This is a genomic window from Streptomyces rubiginosohelvolus, from assembly GCF_014649875.1.
In the GTDB taxonomy this organism is placed as follows: Bacteria; Actinomycetota; Actinomycetes; order Streptomycetales; family Streptomycetaceae; genus Streptomyces; species Streptomyces rubiginosohelvolus.
Window position 1 is genome coordinate 383,937 of sequence record NZ_BMTW01000001.1, and the last position, 17,416, is coordinate 401,352.

Genomic DNA, 17,416 nt, shown 5'->3' on the forward strand with positions numbered 1-17,416 from the left:
CCGCCTGTGGACAACACCCCGGTGACCGGAGCGGCACAATGCTACATATAGGTCATATTTACGCCTAGTCTGACATTGCGCTGTCCACAGCAGTTGCGATCTTCGCTCTCCGCACTTAGGGGGTCTTCCTGTATGCCCGCAGACCTCGCCGTCATCGGACTCGGTCACCTCGGCCTGCCGCTCGCCCAGGCCGCCGTCACCGCCGGAATCGACACCGTCGGCTACGACCCCGATCCCCGCCCGTACGCGGAGCTGAGAGCCGGCCGGAGCCCCGTCGAGGGCGCTCTCACCGCCTCCGAGGTCCGCCGTATGCTCTCGGGCGGCTTCCGGCCCACCACCGACGCCGCCGAGCTGGGCCGGGTCCGTACCGCCGTGATCTGCTCCCCCACCCCGCTCGGCCCCGACCGCACCGTCGACCTGACCGCGCTCGGCGACGCCGCCCGCGCCCTGGCCTCCCGGCTGCGCCCGCACACCACCGTGCTGCTGGAGTCCGCCGTGCCGCCGGGCACCACCGAGACCTTCCTGCGCCCCCTGCTCGAAGAGGGCTCCGGGCTCGTCGCCGGACGGGACTTCCACCTCGCCTGCTCCCCCGGCCGGCTCGACCCCGGCAACCGCACCCGCACCCTGGGCAACACACCGAAGGTCATCGGCGGCCTCACCCCCGCCTGCACCGAGTCGGCAGCCGCCTTCTACGGACGGCTCACCGACAAGGTCGTACGGGCCCGCGGACCGCGCGAGGCGGAGATGACGAAGGTCCTGGAGACCAACTTCCGGCACGTCAACATCGCGCTGGTCAACGAGATGGCGGTGCTCTGCCACGATCTCGGCGTCGACTTCTGGGACGTCATCAGATGCGCCGAGACCAAGCCGTTCGGCTTCCAGCCCTTCCGCCCGGGCCCCGGCGTCGGCGGGCACGGCGTCCCGGTCGACCCGGGCTGCCCGCCCCACGGCGGCCGCGCCTCGGGACACCCGCTGCGGATGGTCTCGCTGGCACAGGAGATCAACGACCGGATGCCGAGCTACGTCATCCAGCGCTGCGCCACCCTCCTGAACGAGCACGGCAAGTCCGTCCGGGGCGCCCGCGTCCTGCTGCTCGGCGTCACCTACAAACCGGACACCGCGGACCAGGAGGCCGCGCCCGCCCGGGAGATCGCCACCCGGCTGATGGACATGGGCGCCCAGATCGGCTACCACGACCCGCACGTCCTGGACTGGCGGGTCCGCGAACGCCCCGTCCCACGCGCCGACTCGCTGTACGAGGCGGCGGCCGCCGCCGACCTGACCGTACTGCTCCAGCAGCACCGCACCTACGACCTCCAGGGCCTCGCGGTCAAGGCCCAACTGCTCCTGGACACCCGGGGGGCCACTCCGGCGGGGGCCGCACACCGGCTCTGAACGCGGACGCTCACCAGGTGACGGACCGTCGAAAGATAGTCAGTGACCGAAAGCAAGGGGTGCTGCTACTCTGCGGCGTCACAGAGCGCACACACGTGCGTATTCCGCGCAGCAGTGCGCAGCCGCCCCAGGGGGAGTCCCACCGTGAGTCAGCCCGTGCAGCCGCCGAACCAGCCCCAGCAGCCCTTCGGCGGTCAGCCCGTCGACGGCAACCCGTACGCGGGCGGGCCGGGCCAGGGCGCCCCCGCCGCTCCCACCGGCAACCCGTACGGCCAGCAGCCCCCGGCCCCGACCGGCAACCCGTTCGCGGGCCAGCAGCCGGGCCAGGGCGCCCCGTTCGGCGGCGGCGCGCCGTTCACCCCGGCTCCCCCGGCACGGAACAACGTCCTGCTCGGCGTGGCCGTCGCGCTCGGCGCGGCGATCGTCGCGGGCATCCTCTACGGCGTGATCGCGGGCTCCATCGAGCGCGAGGTCGGCTACGCGGCGGTCGGCGTCGGCTTCCTGGTCGGCTTCGCGGCGAGCAAGGTCGGCGGCTCCAACCCGGCGGTCATCGCCGCCTCGGCCGTCTTCTCGATCGGCGCCGTCTACGTCGGCCAGCTCATCGGCATCTCGATGATCCTCGCCGACCTGGCGCAGATCCCGTTCTCCGAGGTCGTCGGCGACCACTTCGACACGGTGACCAAGGCATGGTCGGAAGAGGCCGACTTCATGACGTACCTCTTCCTCGGTCTCGGCGCGGTCGCCGCCGTCGGTGGTGCGAAGAAGGCCGGCTGACACCCAGCGGGACATACGGAAGGGCCCGGACCGCTGAGCGGTCCGGGCCCTTCCGGTACGGGGGTGTCAGCGGCGGTGCTGCGAGTCCGCCACCGTCACCTCGACGCGCTGGAACTCCTTGAGGTCGCTGTAGCCGGTGGTGGCCATCGCTCGGCGCAGGGCGCCGAAGATGTTCATCGAACCGTCCGGGGTGTGCGAGGGGCCGGTGAGGACCTCCTCCGTCGTCCCGACCGAGCCGAGGTCGACCAGCTTGCCGCGCGGCACGTCCTCGTGGACGGCCTCCATGCCCCAGTGGCGGCCACGGCCCGGGGCGTCGGTGGCGCGGGCCAGCGGGGAGCCCATCATCACGGCGTCCGCACCGCAGGCGATGGCCTTCGGCAGGTCGCCGGACCAGCCGACACCGCCGTCGGCGATGACGTGCACGTACCGGCCGCCGGACTCGTCCATGTAGTCGCGGCGGGCGCCGGCGACGTCCGCGACGGCGGTGGCCATCGGGACCTGGATGCCGAAGACGTTGCGCGTGGTGTGCGCGGCGCCGCCGCCGAAGCCGACGAGGACACCGGCCGCGCCGGTCCGCATCAGGTGCAGGGCGGCGGTGTACGTGGCGCAGCCGCCGACGATGACCGGGACGTCCAGCTCGTAGATGAACTGCTTCAGGTTGAGCGGCTCGGCGGCGCCGGAGACGTGCTCGGCGGAGACCGTCGTACCGCGGATGACGAAGATGTCGACGCCCGCGTCGACGACCGCCTTGGAGAACTGGGCGGTGCGCTGCGGGGAGAGCGCGGCGGCGGTGACGACACCGGAGTCGCGCACCTCCTTGATGCGCTGCCCGATCAGCTCTTCCTGGATCGGCGCGGAGTAGATCTCCTGGAGCCTGCGGGTCGCGGACTCGACCGGCATCTCGGCGATCTCGTCGAGCAGCGGCTGCGGGTCGGCGTGCCGGGTCCAGAGCCCTTCCAGGTTGAGGACGCCCAGGCCGCCCATCTCGCCGATGCGGATGGCGGTCTGCGGGGAGACCACGGAGTCCATAGGAGCGGCCAGGAACGGCAGCTCGAAGCGGTAGGCGTCGATCTGCCAGGCGATCGAGACCTCCTTCGGGTCCCGGGTGCGGCGGCTCGGAACGACAGCGATGTCGTCGAATGCGTAAGCCCGGCGGCCGCGCTTGCCGCGCCCGATCTCGATCTCAGTCACGATGTGTGGCCTTTCCCTCTACGTCTGCGCTGACCAGTATCCCCGACACGTGCCTGAGGGGCGGTACCGGGAACTCCGGTCCGCCCCTCACCTGCGGTGATGCGTTACTTCCTGCTGTAGTTCGGCGCTTCCACCGTCATCTGGATGTCGTGCGGGTGGCTCTCCTTGAGGCCCGCCGAGGTGATCCGGACGAAGCGGCCCTTGCTCTCCATCTGGTCGACGGACGCGGCGCCGACGTAGCCCATGGTCTGGCGGAGGCCGCCGACGAGCTGGTGGAGGACGTTGGCCAGCGGGCCGCGGTAGGGCACCTGGCCCTCGATGCCCTCGGGGACGAGCTTGTCGTCCGAGGAGACCTCGGCCTGGAAGTAGCGGTCCTTGGAGTAGGACCGGCCCTGGCCGCGGGACTGCATCGCGCCCAGCGAGCCCATGCCGCGGTACGACTTGAACTGCTTGCCGTTGATGAACATCAGCTCGCCCGGCGACTCCTCGCAGCCCGCGAGCAGGCTGCCCAGCATCACGCTGTCCGCGCCCGCGGCGAGCGCCTTGCCGATGTCGCCGCTGTACTGGAGGCCGCCGTCGCCGATCACCGGGACACCCGCGGCACGGGCGGCGAGCGCCGCCTCGTAGATCGCGGTGACCTGCGGGACGCCGATACCGGCGACCACACGGGTCGTACAGATCGAGCCGGGTCCGACGCCGACCTTGACGCCGTCGACACCGGCGTCGATCAGGGCCTGGGCGCCGTCGCGGGTGGCGACGTTGCCGCCGATGACGTCGACGCCGACGCTCGACTTGATCTTCGCCATCCAGGCGAGGGCGTTGCTGTTGTGGCCGTGCGAGGTGTCGACGATGAGGAAGTCGGCTCCGGCGGAGGCGAGGGCCTGCGCGCGCTCCAGCGCCTCGGGGCTGGCGCCGACGGCCGCGCCGACCAGCAGGCGGCCCTCGGCGTCCTTGGCGGCGTTCGGGTACTGCTCGGCCTTCTTGAAGTCCTTGACCGTGATGAGGCCCTTGAGGAGACCCGCCTCGTCGACCAGCGGCAGCTTCTCGATCTTGTGGCGGCGCAGCAGCTCCATGGCCTCGACGCCGGAGATGCCGACCTTGCCGGTGACGAGCGGCATCGGCGTCATGACCTCGCGCACCTGGCGCGTACGGTCCGACTCGAAGGCCATGTCGCGGTTGGTGACGATGCCGAGCAGCTTGCCCGCGCCGTCGGTGACCGGCACACCGCTGATGCGGAACTTCGCGCAGAGCGCGTCCGCCTCGCCGAGCGTGGCGTCGGGGTGCACGGTGATCGGGTCGGTGACCATGCCGGACTCGGACCGCTTGACCAGGTCGACCTGGTTCACCTGGTCCTCGATGGAGAGGTTGCGGTGCAGCACGCCGACGCCGCCCTGACGGGCCATGGCGATGGCCATGCGCGCCTCGGTCACCTTGTCCATGGCGGCCGACAGCAGGGGGATGTTCACCCGTACGTTGCGCGAGATGAGGGTCGAGGTGTCGACCGCGTTGGGCAGGACTTCGGACGCGCCGGGCAACAGCAGCACGTCGTCGTAGGTCAACCCGAGCGTCGCGAATTTCTCGGGCACTCCGTCGACGTTTGCAGTCATGACACCTTCCCCAAATGGCCTTGATCGGTGCGGATGTCCATGCTAACGGCCCCGGGAGGTGTCTCATTCCACGATCAAGATCACTGGGCAGTTCTGGAGCTTCGCACGAAGCGGTCGGCGGCGGGCCCCGCCGTGCCGTTACTGCTCGGCGAGGGCCCGGAGCCTGCTGAGCGCGCGGTGCTGGGCGACCCGGACCGCACCCGGTGACATCCCGAGCATCCGTCCGGTCTCCTCGGCGGTCAGCCCCACCGCGACCCGCAGGACCAGCAGCTCGCGCTGGCTCTCCGGGAGGTTGGCGAGGAGCTTCTTCGCCCAGGCGGCGTCGCTGCTGAGCAGGGCGCGCTCCTCCGGGCCGAGGGAGTCGTCGGGGCGCTCCGGCATCTCGTCGGAGGGGACGGCGGTCGACCCCGGGTGACGCATCGCGGCGCGCTGGAGGTCGGCGACCTTGTGTCCGGCGATGGCGAAGACGAAGGCTTCGAAGGGCCTGCCGGTGTCCTTGTAGCGCGGCAGCGCCATCAGCACCGCGACGCAGACCTCCTGCGCGAGGTCCTCCACGAAGTGGCGAGCATCACCGGGGAGACGGTTCAGCCGGGAGCGGCAGTAGCGCAGGGCGAGGGGGTGGACGTGGGCCAGCAGATCATGGGTGGCCTGCGCGTCTCCGTCGACGGCGCGATGCACCAGGGCACCGATCACCGTGGTTTCGTCATCGCGCATCGGACCATGGTGCCCTGATGCCACTCGGTCCGCTGCACCGCCTCCGGAGTTGTGCACCGAAGCGTTATGAGCGGGTGCGCCGGATGTCATGTCCTGCGCCCTCCCCTTCCGCTCGACCGAATCGTTCCTGAGGAACTCCACGACTCAAGGATGCGTCATCGGCCGGGAAGCGTCACATGGCACCGCTGGGCGGGCGCCCGGTTACGGGGTGTGGAGCCGGTGGCCCGCTCCGTCCCCCGTCCGCCGGTTCGCGGACGGGGCGCGGTCCGGGCCGCGTCCTCAGCGGACCAGGCCCCAGCGGAATCCGAGGGCCACCGCGTGGGCGCGGTCCGAGGCCCCGAGCTTCTTGAACAGGCGGCGGGCGTGGGTCTTGACCGTGTCCTCGGAGAGGAACAGCTCCCGGCCGATCTCCGCGTTGGAGCGGCCGTGGCTCATGCCTTCGAGCACCTGGATCTCCCGCGCGGTGAGCGTGGGGGCCGCCCCCATCTCGGCGGACCGCAGCCGGCGCGGGGCGAGCCGCCACGTCGGGTCGGCCAGCGCCTGGGTGACGGTGGCCCGCAGCTCGGCGCGCGAGGCGTCCTTGTGCAGATAGCCGCGGGCCCCGGCGGCGACCGCGAGCGCGACACCGTCCAGGTCCTCGGCGACGGTCAGCATGATGATCCGGGCGCCGGGGTCGGCGGAGAGCAGTCGACGGACGGTCTCCACACCTCCCAGACCGGGCATGCGTACGTCCATCAGAATCAGATCCGAACGATCGGCACCCCAGCGGCGGAGGACTTCCTCGCCGTTGGCCGCGGTCGTCACGCGCTCGACGCCGGGCACGGTGGCCACCGCGCGACGGAGCGCTTCTCGGGCAAGCGGGGAGTCGTCGCAGACGAGGACGGATGTCATGACCGTCCTCCGCAGCTGATGCGCGTCACCTTGAGCCTCCAGGCTGATACAAGTCGTCACCTGTGCGGTTGACCCCCTCGGACATGTGCCCGAGCCGGATATCCGTCAACCGCATCCGTTCCCTTAACGACGGTCACTCGAAAGAGTTACGGGTCGCGCGACCGGGTTCGGCACTCTACGTGAACGCCCGAATACGGAGGAGAACGGCGCGGTTGATTCACCCGTCAACCGAATCTTCACTCTCTGGCATGCCCTATTTGGCAGCTTTTCTTCCCTTTCGAGGGTGTCTGTGTCTAGATTCGCAATCAGTCATATTTACATCTACTAGCACCGTAGATGTACGGTCGAGACTTCGGTCACACCGATCAGAGACGGTCCGAACACAGCAGGCCGTCGATCACAGACGGTCGAGGATGCCGCTTCCGACGCAGCACAGCTCCGAGGGGACAAGCAATGGCAGATTTCTCCCGCCTTCCCGGACCCAACGCAGACCTGTGGGACTGGCAGCTGCTCGCCGCCTGCCGAGGCGTGGACAGTTCCCTGTTCTTCCACCCGGAGGGTGAGCGCGGCGCGGCGCGGAGCGCCCGCGAGACCTCCGCGAAGGAGGTGTGCATGCGCTGCCCGGTACGGGCCGAGTGCGCGGCGCACGCCCTGGCCGTTCGGGAGCCCTACGGCGTGTGGGGCGGCCTGACGGAGGACGAGCGCGAGGAGCTGATGGGCCGGGCCAGAACCCGGCTGATCAGCGCGGCGCCCCCCGGGGTCCCCGCCGCGGGACCGGGCTCCGGCACCACCTGACACCCGTACGCCCCAACGCGGCGCAGAAACGTTTCTTCGACACCTTCAGCCATCCGGCCCGCGACCGGCCGCGACGGGCGTGCTCGTGCGCGTCGCGCGCCCCGCAGGACGTGCGCGTCGCGCCCCGCGCGGTCTCAGCGGGCGGCGGTCCGCGCCAGCTGGTCCAGGGTGGCCGCCACCGCCGGGACCCGGGCCAGATCCGGCAGGGTCAGCGCGACGATCTCCCGCTCGATCGCGGGCTCGACCGGCACGGCCCTGGCCCCCTTGGGGCGTACCGACTCGACGGCCAGCTCCGGCAGCACCGCCACACCGAGCCCGGCTCCGACGAGGCCCATCACCGCCGGGTAGTCGTCGGTGGCGAAGTCGATGCGCGGGGCGAAGCCGGCCTCCTCGCAGACCTCGACCAGCTGGCGGCGGCAGCGCGGGCAGCCCGCGATCCAGGACTCGTCGGCCAGCTCGCCGATGGACACGCTCGGCGCCTCCGCCAGCCGGTGCCCCTCCGGGAGGAGGCCGATCAGCCGGTCGGTGAGCAGCGGCCGGACCACCAGGTCGTCCCATTCGCCGCCGGTCGCCCCGTAACGGAACGCCAGCGCGATGTCGCAGTCGCCCTCGCGCAGCAGGTCCACCGAGCGCGGCGGCTCGGCCTCGACGAGCGAGACGCGGGTGCCGGGGTGGTCGGCGCGCAGGGCGGCCAGCGCCCCCGGGACCAGGGTGGAGCTGCCGCTGGGGAAGGAGACCAGCCGGACCCGGCCGGCCCGCAGTCCGGCGATGGCGGCGACCTCCTCCTCGGCGGCGGTCAGCCCCGCGAGGATGCCGGAGGCGTGCCGCACCAGCGCCTCGCCGGCCTGGGTGAGGCGCATCTCGCGTCCGGTGCGGATCAGCAGCGTGGTGCCGGCGGAGGCCTCCAGGGCCTTCATCTGCTGGCTGACGGCGGGCTGGGTGCAGCCCAGTTCGCGGGCGGCGGCGGAGAACGAGCCGGTGGTGGACACGGCGCGCAGGACACGGAGGTGGCGAGCTTCGATCACCCCTCCATCATAAGAAATTCTTGGAGGGGAGGCGAATTAATGATGTGCTTCTTTGGGTCAGAGGCGGTTAGCGTACCTGCATGAAGCTGCTCACCGTGAACATCGGCCGCCTCCGCCCCAACGCCCGGACGGACGGCCCCAACGGCCTCTCCGGGATCGACAAGCGCCCGGTGGAGGGCCTCGTGGAGGTGCGCGACCCGGGCCCCAAGGGCGTCGGCGGCAGCGGTCTTTCCGGGGACGCGGTGGGCGATCTGCGCCACCACGGCGGCAGCGACCAGGCGGTGTACGCCTTCGCCCGCGAGGATCTGGACGACTGGGAGCGGGAGCTGGGCGGCCGGAAGCTGGCCAACGGGGTGTTCGGCGAGAACTTCACGACCCTGGGTCTCGACGTCAGCGGTGCGCTGATCGGCGAGCGCTGGCGGGTGGGGGCGGACCTGGTGCTGGAGGTGACCTCGGGGCGGATCCCGTGCCGGACCTTCGCCGAGCACGTCCAGGAGAAGGGGTGGGTCAGGCGCTTCACCCAGCGGGGCGTGACCGGCGCGTATCTGCGGGTGATCGAACCGGGCGCGGTCCGCGCCGGGGACCCCGTCGAGATCGTGCACCGGCCGGACCACGAGATCACCGCCGCCCTGCAGTTCCGGGCGTCGACGACCGAACGCACCCTGCTGCCCTCGCTGCTGGCCGCCGGGGAGGCGCTGCACTCCGAGGCGCTGCGCAAGGCCCGGGAGTACGCGGCACAGCAGGGCTGAGGACCGGGCGGGACGCCTTCGGAGGGGCGATGGGTGACACGGCGTCACCCACCCCCGGATCGGGGGCCATCAGCGGGAACTGGATCGTCCGGCGACGCGTCCACCACCAGTGACCTGCGCCCGGGAATCGGGCTTCGCGCCGACTGGCACGTCTTGAGGGGAAGACCATGCCCGATCCGCAGCAGCCCTGGTACACCCCGGGCCCGCCGCAGCAGCCCGTTCCCGGTAACCCGTACGCCTCCGGGGGCGGCGCGCAACAGGGCTTCGGGACACCCGGGTTCGGGCCGCCGACGCCCCCGCCTCCGGCCCCGCGCCGCCGCTTCGGCCGGGGGCCGGTCGTCGCCGCGGTCGTCGCGCTGGTGCTCGTCATCGTGGCGGGCGGGGTGTACGGCCTCACCGACTGGGGACGGGACGAGCCCACGAAGCCCGTGGCGAAGAAGTCGCCCGGCCCTTCCGGTTCGGCGTCCCCGTCCGGTACGCCCGCGGCCGGCGCCCCGAAGCTGAGTCACATTCCGACGACGAAAGAGGTCGCGGCCGCGCGGAAGCCGGGCGAGGCGTCGGCGTGGATCGCCGACGACACGACCGATATACCCAAGCAGAGCAACAAGGTCCATGACCTGTGGATCGTCGGCGACACCGCCGTCCAGGCGCTGTACCGGAAGGTCACGGCCTACCGGCTCTCGGACGGCGCCGAGGTCTGGAGCGTGACGCTCCCCTCCGCCGTGTGCGAGACACCGGCCAACCCGACACCCGACGGCAAGGTCGTGGTCTTCCGCAACGAGAGGCCCGACAACGAGCGGAACAATCTGTGCAACCAGATGCAGATGATCGATCTGAAGACCGGGAAGCAGGGCTGGCACAAGAAGCTCGACGAGCCCGGTGACGACAGCACGTTCATCGTCTACAGCGCCATCAGCGGCGACGTCCTCTCCGTCGCCCGGGGCATGGTGGCCATCACCTACCGGATGAGCGACGGGAGCAAGCTGTACGAGATCCCCCGGGAGAACAAGGGGAAGTGCGTCCCCGACGATGTGGCGGGCGGCGCCTCCCGGCTCCTGGTGAGCTCCGAGTGCATGGTCGCCGTCGAGCGGGGCAAGAACTACGGCCAGGTGCGCGAACTCGACCCGCGCACCGGCAAGGTGCTGTGGCGTTACCGGATGAAGACCGGCTGGATATTCGGCGGTCTGATCTCCATGGACCCGGTCGTCTTCACCATCTACAACGACAAGGACATCGTGTCCGACTGGCGGATCACGGTCCTGGACCCCAAGGGCAAGCACCGCGTCACCTTCGACGCCCGGGACAAGGGGTTCGAGCAGTGCGCCGGAACCGGGGCCGGCGGGGACATCCAGCCCTGCCGGGGCGCCTCGGTCGACCAGGGCCTCATCATGCTGGGCGGCCAGGACCGGGCCGGCGCGTACGACGTGAAGACCGGGAAGTTCCTGTGGGGGATCAAGGACAACCGGCTCCGGACGCTCTATGCCCTGCGCGCGGAGGCCGGCACATCGATGCGCATCTACGAGGCCGCCGGCCCGAGCACCCCGGGCCGGACCTTCCTCATGGGCCCGCGCGGCGCCGGCACGGAGACCGAGGTCGTGAAGCACCCGGCGGCGACCGCCCCGTGGGAGTACGAGATGTTCTCGGGGCACACGGCCTACGTCGACGGACGGCTCGTCCTGACTCCGACGAGCGTGAGCGGGGACGAGAACCACAAGCCCGTCCGCGAGGCCCGCATGCTGTCCTTCGCCGCCTCGCCCTGACCCGTCATCTGCTGTCCCACGAGGACGACGGGATGATGGGCCGGTTCGTGGTGGTGGAGAAGGGGCAGCGGGCGGGTGAGGTCCCGGACCATGCGGGGCACTAACGTGCCGCGTATGACGACTGCACTGATCACAGGCGCGACGGCGGGTATCGGGGCCGCCTTCGCGCGGCGGCTCGCGGCCCAGGGGCACAATCTGGTGCTGGTGGCGCGGGACACCGCGCGGCTGCGCGAACAGGCCACGGAACTGCACGACCGGCACGGCATCGAGGCCGAGGTGCTGAGCGCCGATCTGTCCACGGACGGCGGTATCGAGGCGGTCGAGAAGCGGCTCGCGGACCGCAGGCACCCGATCGACCTGCTGGTCAACAACGCCGGGTTCGGCAACAAGGGGCGATTCCTGGAGGTGTCCATGGCCGATGAGCTGACGATGCTGAAGGTGCACTGCGAGGCGGTCCTGCGGCTGACCTCGGCGGCCGTCCCCGGGATGAAGGAGCGCGGCCGGGGCGGAGTCGTCAACGTGGCGTCCGTCGCGGCGTTCGTGCCGCGCGGTACGTACGGGGCGTCGAAGTCCTGGGTCGTGCAGTTCACCCAGGGTGCGGCGCGGGACCTGGCCGGGTCGGGGGTGCGGCTGATGGCGCTGTGCCCCGGGTTCGTGCGCACGGAGTTCCACGAGCGGGCCGGGATGGGTACGGACAACATCCCGAACTGGATGTGGCTCGACGCGGACAAGCTGGTGGCGTCCGCGCTGACGGATCTGACCCGGGGGAAGACGGTGTCGATCCCGGACCCGCGCTACAAGGCGCTGATGGGGTTGGTCAAGGTCGCGCCCCGGGGGCTGCTCGGCGGGGTCACCTCGCGGACGGGACGCAAGTACGGTCCGCAGTAGGCGGCCTGTCCGCCTCGGTGCGCGGTACCGGGAGCCGTACGGGAGGTGCTCGGCCCTCCCGCGTCCGGCCGCCCCGGTACGCCGTACGGGCGGGTCCCGACCCCTCCCGCGTCCGGCCGCCCTGTGATCGAATGATCGCCCGTTGCTCAGGGTTCGATCATTTCTGCTCCAGGGGGCTGCCTCCATGCGCGAAGGTGCTGCTGAACGTCATGACCGGTTGCTGAACCTGGTGCGCGAGCGGGGCACCGTACGGGTCTCCGACCTGGCGGACCGGCTCGGCGTCGCCACCGTCACCGCCCGGCGCGACGTCGAGGCGCTGGCCTCCCGGGGGCTGCTGGAGCGGGCGCACGGTTCGGTGTCCTGGCCCGCCGAACGGGGCCCGGCCGGTACGCCGGTGGGCGGCGGCCCCGTGATCGGGATGCTGGCCCCGGCCGCCGCCTACTACTTCGCCGAGGTGATCCGGGGTGCCCACGAGGCGGCCGCCCGGCTCGGCGCGCGGCTGATCCTGCGGGTCACCGACTACCGCCCCGAGGACGACGCGGCGCACGCGGCCGGGCTGCTGGCGGCCGGGGCGCAGGGGCTGCTGCTGGCGCCGAGCTGGACGGCGCCGGACCACCCCGAGCGGTACGGCGAGTGGATAGCGCGGCTGCCCGGCGAGAAGGTGTTGGTGGAGCGCGAGGGGGTGCCGGGCGGTCCGCTGGAGGGCCTGGACCGGGTGGTCTCCGACCACGCGCACGGGGTGCTCCTCGCCGTACGGCATCTGGTGCGGCTGGGCCACGGGACGCCGATGCTAGTGGCCCGCTCGGACAGCCCGACGGCGCAGGCGGTGCGCGCCGGGTTCACGCGGGCGCTGGACGTGCTGGGGCTGGCCGGGACGGAGCCGCTGGTCGCGACGCTCTCCGCCGACCGCGATCCGGCCCTCTTCGAACGGTCGGCGCTGGCGGTGCGTGACGCGGTGCGCGAGGGGCGGGCGAGTTCGGTGCTCGTTCACAACGACGAGGACGCCATCCGGCTGGTGCGCCGGCTGGCGGAGCTGGGCGTGCGGGTCCCGGAGGACCTGGCGCTGATCACGTACGACGACGAGGTGGCGGCGCTCGCCGACACCCCGCTGAGCGCGGTGGCCCCGCCCAAGCGGGACGTGGGGCGCGGTGCGGCGGAGCTGCTGGTGGAGCGGCTGTCGGGGCCCCGGTATCCGGGCGGGGACGGGCGGCCGCCCCGGCGGCATGTGGCGCTGCTGCCGACGTTGCGTGTGCGGGAGTCCTGCGGGCGGCCGGGGGCGGACGACGCCGAACGCTTTGCGACGGTCTGACCCCTTCCCCCCTCCCTGAATCGATCATTATTCGATCATTCAATCTTTCGCTCTTGACTTCGCTCAGGAGGAATCGAAATATCGCGGCACCGGCCGGAACCCCGGCCGCCCCGCTCGTACAGGAGCCATGCCGTGAGCCGCAGTTGGTCCCGTTCCGTCCAAGCGCTGGTCGGCGCCGCCACCGCTCTCGCCGTCGTCACGGCGTGCGGCGGCGCCGACGACTCCCGCGCCCGAGGTACCGCCGACGACCCGGTGACCGTGTCCTTCTGGGCATGGACGAAGGGGTCCCAGGAGGTCGTGGACGCGTTCAACGCGACCCACGACACGATCCAGGTGACGTTCGAGGAGATACCCTCGGGCGGTCTCGGCGGCTACCCCAAGATCGCCAACGCGGTGAAGGCGGGCATCGCCCCCGATCTGCTCTCCATCGAGTATCCGCAGCTGTCCGCGTTCGTCAGCCAGGGGTCGCTCCAGGACATCAGCCCCTATCTGACCGAGGACATCAAGAAGAAGTTCCTGCCGCAGACGATCGAGATGACGACGCTCGGCGGCCGGAACTGGGCCGTCCCCTTCGACGCCGCGCCCCAGGTCTTCTACTACCGCAAGGACTTCTTCGCCGAGCACTCCATCGAACCGCCCGCCACCTGGGGCGAGTTCCGGGACGCGGCGGAGCGGGTGCGGAAGGCCGCCCCCAGGACCCGGATCGCCACGTTCTTCCCCGATGACCCGACGTTCTTCCAGGCCATGGCGTGGCAGGCGGGCGCGCAGTGGTTCCGGGCCGGGACGGACGCGTGGTGGATCGACACCACGGACCCTGCCTCGGAGCGTACGGCCGCCTACTGGCAGGGCCTGATCGACGACCGGCTCGTCTCCACCGCCTCCTCGTTCAGCCCCGAGTGGACCGGCTCCCTCAAGCAGGGCACCACCGTCGGCTATCTCGGCGCGTCCTGGGGCGCGGGCGTCCTCGCGGGCATCGTGCCCGAGCAGAAGGGCAAGTGGGCGGCGGTGCGGCTGCCGAGCCAGGAGGCGGACCGGCCGGCCAGCGGGATGCTCGGCGGCTCCACGTTCGCCGTCAGCAAGGGCAGCACCAGGACCGCGGCCGCCGTCGAGTTCGCGCTGTGGATGGCCACGCACGAGGACGCGATCAAGGCCCGGATCGGGGCGAGCACGTCGAGCGCCCTGCCCGCGTCGCCCGCCATGGTGCCGATCGCGAAGCGGGCGTTCGACACGGGCTTCTACGGCGGCCAGGACCTGTACGGGCTGTTCGAGGAGGCGGGCCGGTCCATCGGACCCCAGTGGGTGTGGGGCCCGAGCCCCGGCGCGACCAACGCCGCGCTGGGCGACGAGCTGGGCGAGGTCGTCGGCGGCGGCTCGACGCTGCCGCGCGCGCTCAGGAAGGCCCACGAGGCCACCGTCGCCGACCTGCGGAAGCGGGGCCTGAAGGTGGAGGAGCGGTCATGAGCACCCTCGGCAGAGGCCGCGCCCCGCGCCGCTCCACGGCCCTCAGCTCCCGCACCCGCACCCGGCTGGCGGCGGGCACCCTCCTCACCCCCTTCTTCGTCCTGTTCACCGTGGCGATGATCGTCCCGGTCGGCTACGCGCTCTGGCTGAGCCTCTTCACCGAGAAGCAGTCCGGTCTCGGCTTCGACGGCCCCCGTACGGTCTTCGACGGGCTCGGCAACTACGCGACGGCCCTGGGCGACCAGGCGTTCCGCGACGGCTTCTGGGTGCTGCTCGGCTACTGTGCGCTCTACCTCCCGCTGATGATCGGCGGCGCGATCGTGCTGGCGCTGCTGCTGGACACCGCGCTGGCCCGGGCCCGCCGCTTCTTCCAGCTGGCCCTGTTCCTGCCGCACGCCATCCCGGGTCTGATCGCCGCACTGATCTGGATCTACCTCTACACACCGCAGCTCAGCCCGGTCGTCGCCGCCATGGAGGCCGGTGGTATCGGCTTCGACTTCTTCTCGTCCGAGGGCACCCTGCCCTCCATCGTGAACATCGCGCTGTGGCAGTGGCTCGGCTACAACGTGGTGATCTTCTACGCCGCCCTCCAGGCCGTGGACCGCTCGCTGCTGGAGGCGGCGACCGTCGACGGGGCGGGGAACTGGCGGATCGCGTTCTCCGTCAAGCTCCCCCTGATCCGCTCGTCCCTGGTGATGGTGCTGCTCTTCACGGTCATCGGGTCGCTCCAGCTGTTCACCGAACCCCTGATCCTCAGCCGTGGCTCGGGCTCGGCGGTGACCAGCACCTGGACCCCCAACATGTACGCCTACAGCGCCGCCTTCGAACGCAACGACTACGGTCTCGCCGCCGCCGCGTCCGTCCTGATCGCCCTGGCCGCCGCCGCGCTCTCGTTCGTCGTCACACGCTTCACCAACCGCCGGAAGGAGGCCCGCCCGTGATCTCCGGCAACCGATGGCTCTCGAAGTCCGCGGTCAACGTCGTCCTGCTGATCGCCGCCGTCTACACGCTCTTCCCGCTGATCTGGCTGGTCTCGGCGGCCACCAAGGACGCGGGCAACCTGCTGGGCGGCGACGTCTTCTCCCTCCAGGGCTTCGACCTCGCGCACAACCTCTCCGAGCTGACGGCCTACCAGGACGGCATCTACTTCCGCTGGTACGGCAACTCGCTGCTGTACGCGGGGGCCGGGGCGCTCGGCTGCTCGCTGGTCAGCGTCGCCGCCGGGTACGCCTTCGACAAGTACCGCTTCCGGGGCAAGGAGAAGCTGTTCGCCCTGGTGCTGCTGGGCGTCCTGCTGCCCTCCACCGCCCTCTCCCTGCCGCTGTACCTGCTGGCGGTCGAGACCGGCACCGTCAACACCTACTGGGCGGTGCTGATCCCGGCGCTGGTCAACCCGTTCGGCGTGTACCTCTCCCGGATCTTCAGCGCGGGCTACATCCCCGACGAGGTCCTGGAGGCCGCCCGGATCGACGGGGCCGGTGAGCTGCGGACCTTCTGGTCGGTCGGGCTGCGGATGGTCATGCCGGGGTTCGTGACGGTGTTCCTGTTCCAGTTCACCGCGATCTGGAACAACTTCTTCCTGCCCCTGGTCATGCTCTCGGACAAGGACCTCTATCCGCTCAGCCTCGGTCTGTACAACTGGCACAGCAACGCCAACGCCGACCCGTCCTTCTACCCGATGGTCGTCACCGGCTCCCTCCTCGCCGTCACCCCGCTGATCATCGCCTTCGTCACCCTCCAGCGGCACTGGAAGGCCGGCCTCACCGCAGGAAGCGTCAAATGACACCCACCCCCACCGCCCTCCTCGCCATGGGCCCCGGCATCGCGGACCGCCTCTTCACCCCCGTACAACGGGCACGCCTCACCGCGCTCGTCGACACCGACCCCGCCCTGGTCGCCCACCGGCTGACCGGCCCGACGCCCGAGGTGGCCCGGGCGCTCGCCGGGGCCGAGCTGCTCATCACCTGCTGGGGCGCGCCCCCGCTCACCGCCGACGTCCTCGCCGCCGCGCCCCGGCTGCGGGCCGTGGTGCACGCGGCCGGGAGCGTCAAGCACCACATCACCCCGGCCTGTTGGGAGCGCGGCCTCCAGGTCACCTCGGCGGCCGGGGCGAACGCGCTGCCGGTCGCGGAGTACACGCTGGCCGCGATCCTGTTCGCGGGGAAGAACGTGCTGCCCGCCGCCCGCCGTTACCGGGAGCTGCGCGTCCCGCACGACTGGCGCGCCGAGCTGACGGGGCACGGCAACTACCGGCGGTGCGTGGGCATCGTGGGCGCCTCGCGGATCGGCCGCCGGGTGATCGAGCTGCTGCGCCCGTTCGATCTGGACGTGCTGCTCTTCGACCCGTACGTGGACGCGGGGGCGGCGGCGCGGCTGGGCGCGGAGAAGGTGGGGCTCGATGAGCTGTGCGTCCGCAGCCGGGTCGTCTCCGTCCACGCGCCGGAACTGCCCGCGACCCGGCATCTGATCGGCGCAGCCCAGCTCGCGGCGATGGCGGACGGCGCGACGCTGATCAACACCTCGCGGGGGTCGCTGATCGACGGCGACGCGCTGCTGCCGGAGCTGGTGTCGGGGCGGCTGAACGCGGTGCTGGACGTGACGGAGCCGGAGGTCCCGTCCGCCGGATCGCCGCTGTACGACCTGCCGAACGTGCTGCTGACCCCGCATGTGGCGGGTTCACTGGGCGACGAGATCCACCGCCTGGCGGACTTCGCGCTGGAGGAGATCGCGCGTTACGCACAGGGGTTGCCGTTCGCCGACCCGGTCACCCCGGACGACCTGACGCGCATGGCCTGAAGAACGCACCGAGGCCCGGTGCCCCCGCGACGGGGGCACCGGGCCTCGATGGCGTACCGGC

The 17,416-nt window shown here is 71.3% G+C and carries 16 protein-coding genes; 11 read left to right on the plus strand and 5 right to left on the minus strand.

Features of this window, described 5'->3' with window-relative positions; genetic code table 11:
* Nucleotides 1–132 precede the first annotated feature (132 nt).
* Both IE134_RS01680 and IE134_RS01685 read left to right on the plus strand, forming a co-directional pair.
* On the plus strand, nucleotides 133–1,395 hold the full coding sequence (locus tag IE134_RS01680) for a nucleotide sugar dehydrogenase (protein WP_030709072.1): 1,263 nt from the start codon (nucleotides 133–135) through the stop codon (nucleotides 1,393–1,395).
* Nucleotides 1,396–1,539: 144 nt separating this feature from the next.
* Nucleotides 1,540–2,169 (plus strand): hypothetical protein, encoded by a 630-nt coding sequence (locus IE134_RS01685; RefSeq protein ID WP_225055539.1) that lies wholly within the window; start codon nucleotides 1,540–1,542, stop codon nucleotides 2,167–2,169.
* Between the two features lie 66 nt (nucleotides 2,170–2,235).
* Here IE134_RS01685 and IE134_RS01690 read toward each other — a convergent pair whose 3' ends face one another.
* From IE134_RS01690 to IE134_RS01705, 4 genes are all read right to left on the minus strand, one after another.
* Nucleotides 2,236–3,360 (minus strand): GuaB3 family IMP dehydrogenase-related protein, encoded by a 1,125-nt coding sequence (locus tag IE134_RS01690; RefSeq protein ID WP_010058709.1) that lies wholly within the window; start codon nucleotides 3,358–3,360, stop codon nucleotides 2,236–2,238.
* 104 nt (nucleotides 3,361–3,464) lie between these two features.
* Nucleotides 3,465–4,967 carry an IMP dehydrogenase gene (gene guaB / locus IE134_RS01695; protein ID WP_030709076.1) on the minus strand — a complete coding sequence of 501 codons (1,503 nt, stop codon included), beginning with the start codon at nucleotides 4,965–4,967 and terminating at the stop codon, nucleotides 3,465–3,467.
* A gap of 138 nt (nucleotides 4,968–5,105) precedes the next feature.
* Complete coding sequence (locus tag IE134_RS01700) at nucleotides 5,106–5,681, minus strand: sigma-70 family RNA polymerase sigma factor (protein ID WP_006126954.1); 576 nt, start codon at nucleotides 5,679–5,681, stop codon at nucleotides 5,106–5,108.
* Nucleotides 5,682–5,960: 279 nt separating this feature from the next.
* A complete protein-coding gene (locus IE134_RS01705; protein ID WP_003948568.1) occupies nucleotides 5,961–6,572 on the minus strand; it encodes a response regulator transcription factor in 612 nt (203 codons plus the stop codon).
* Nucleotides 6,573–7,025: 453 nt separating this feature from the next.
* Here IE134_RS01705 and IE134_RS01710 point away from each other — a divergent pair, with 453 nt between their 5' ends.
* Complete coding sequence (locus tag IE134_RS01710; RefSeq protein ID WP_030709078.1) at nucleotides 7,026–7,367, plus strand: WhiB family transcriptional regulator; 342 nt, start codon at nucleotides 7,026–7,028, stop codon at nucleotides 7,365–7,367.
* Nucleotides 7,368–7,501: 134 nt separating this feature from the next.
* Here the strand turns inward: IE134_RS01710 and IE134_RS01715 are convergent, their stop codons facing one another.
* Entirely contained in the window at nucleotides 7,502–8,392 is an 891-nt protein-coding gene (locus IE134_RS01715) for a LysR family transcriptional regulator (RefSeq protein ID WP_030709080.1), read from the minus strand.
* Nucleotides 8,393–8,472: 80 nt separating this feature from the next.
* Between IE134_RS01715 and IE134_RS01720 the strand changes: the two genes are divergently transcribed.
* The 8 genes from IE134_RS01720 to IE134_RS01755 all read left to right on the plus strand — a co-directional run bounded on the left by IE134_RS01720 (nucleotide 8,473) and on the right by IE134_RS01755 (nucleotide 17,355).
* Nucleotides 8,473–9,141, plus strand: coding sequence for an MOSC domain-containing protein (locus IE134_RS01720; RefSeq protein ID WP_030709082.1), 669 nt, complete (start codon nucleotides 8,473–8,475; stop codon nucleotides 9,139–9,141).
* Nucleotides 9,142–9,308: 167 nt separating this feature from the next.
* Nucleotides 9,309–10,901, plus strand: a complete 1,593-nt coding sequence (locus IE134_RS01725; protein WP_189429432.1) for an outer membrane protein assembly factor BamB family protein — start codon at nucleotides 9,309–9,311, stop codon at nucleotides 10,899–10,901.
* Nucleotides 10,902–11,015: 114 nt separating this feature from the next.
* Nucleotides 11,016–11,789 (plus strand): SDR family NAD(P)-dependent oxidoreductase, encoded by a 774-nt coding sequence (locus IE134_RS01730; RefSeq protein WP_030709085.1) that lies wholly within the window; start codon nucleotides 11,016–11,018, stop codon nucleotides 11,787–11,789.
* A gap of 184 nt (nucleotides 11,790–11,973) precedes the next feature.
* The gene (locus IE134_RS01735; RefSeq protein ID WP_030709087.1) at nucleotides 11,974–13,098 is read left to right on the plus strand and encodes a substrate-binding domain-containing protein; all 1,125 of its coding nucleotides are present in this window, start codon (nucleotides 11,974–11,976) and stop codon (nucleotides 13,096–13,098) included.
* 132 nt (nucleotides 13,099–13,230) lie between these two features.
* Nucleotides 13,231–14,559, plus strand: coding sequence for an ABC transporter substrate-binding protein (locus IE134_RS01740; protein WP_098016944.1), 1,329 nt, complete (start codon nucleotides 13,231–13,233; stop codon nucleotides 14,557–14,559).
* A complete protein-coding gene (locus IE134_RS01745) occupies nucleotides 14,556–15,500 on the plus strand; it encodes a carbohydrate ABC transporter permease (protein ID WP_098016943.1) in 945 nt (314 codons plus the stop codon). Before IE134_RS01740 ends, IE134_RS01745 begins: the two co-directional genes overlap by 4 nt.
* Entirely contained in the window at nucleotides 15,497–16,342 is an 846-nt protein-coding gene (locus IE134_RS01750) for a carbohydrate ABC transporter permease (RefSeq protein WP_030709090.1), read from the plus strand. The genes IE134_RS01745 and IE134_RS01750 overlap by 4 nt, the downstream gene beginning before the upstream one ends.
* Entirely contained in the window at nucleotides 16,339–17,355 is a 1,017-nt protein-coding gene (locus IE134_RS01755) for a hydroxyacid dehydrogenase (RefSeq protein ID WP_189429434.1), read from the plus strand. The genes IE134_RS01750 and IE134_RS01755 overlap by 4 nt, the downstream gene beginning before the upstream one ends.
* Nucleotides 17,356–17,416: the final 61 nt, after the last annotated feature.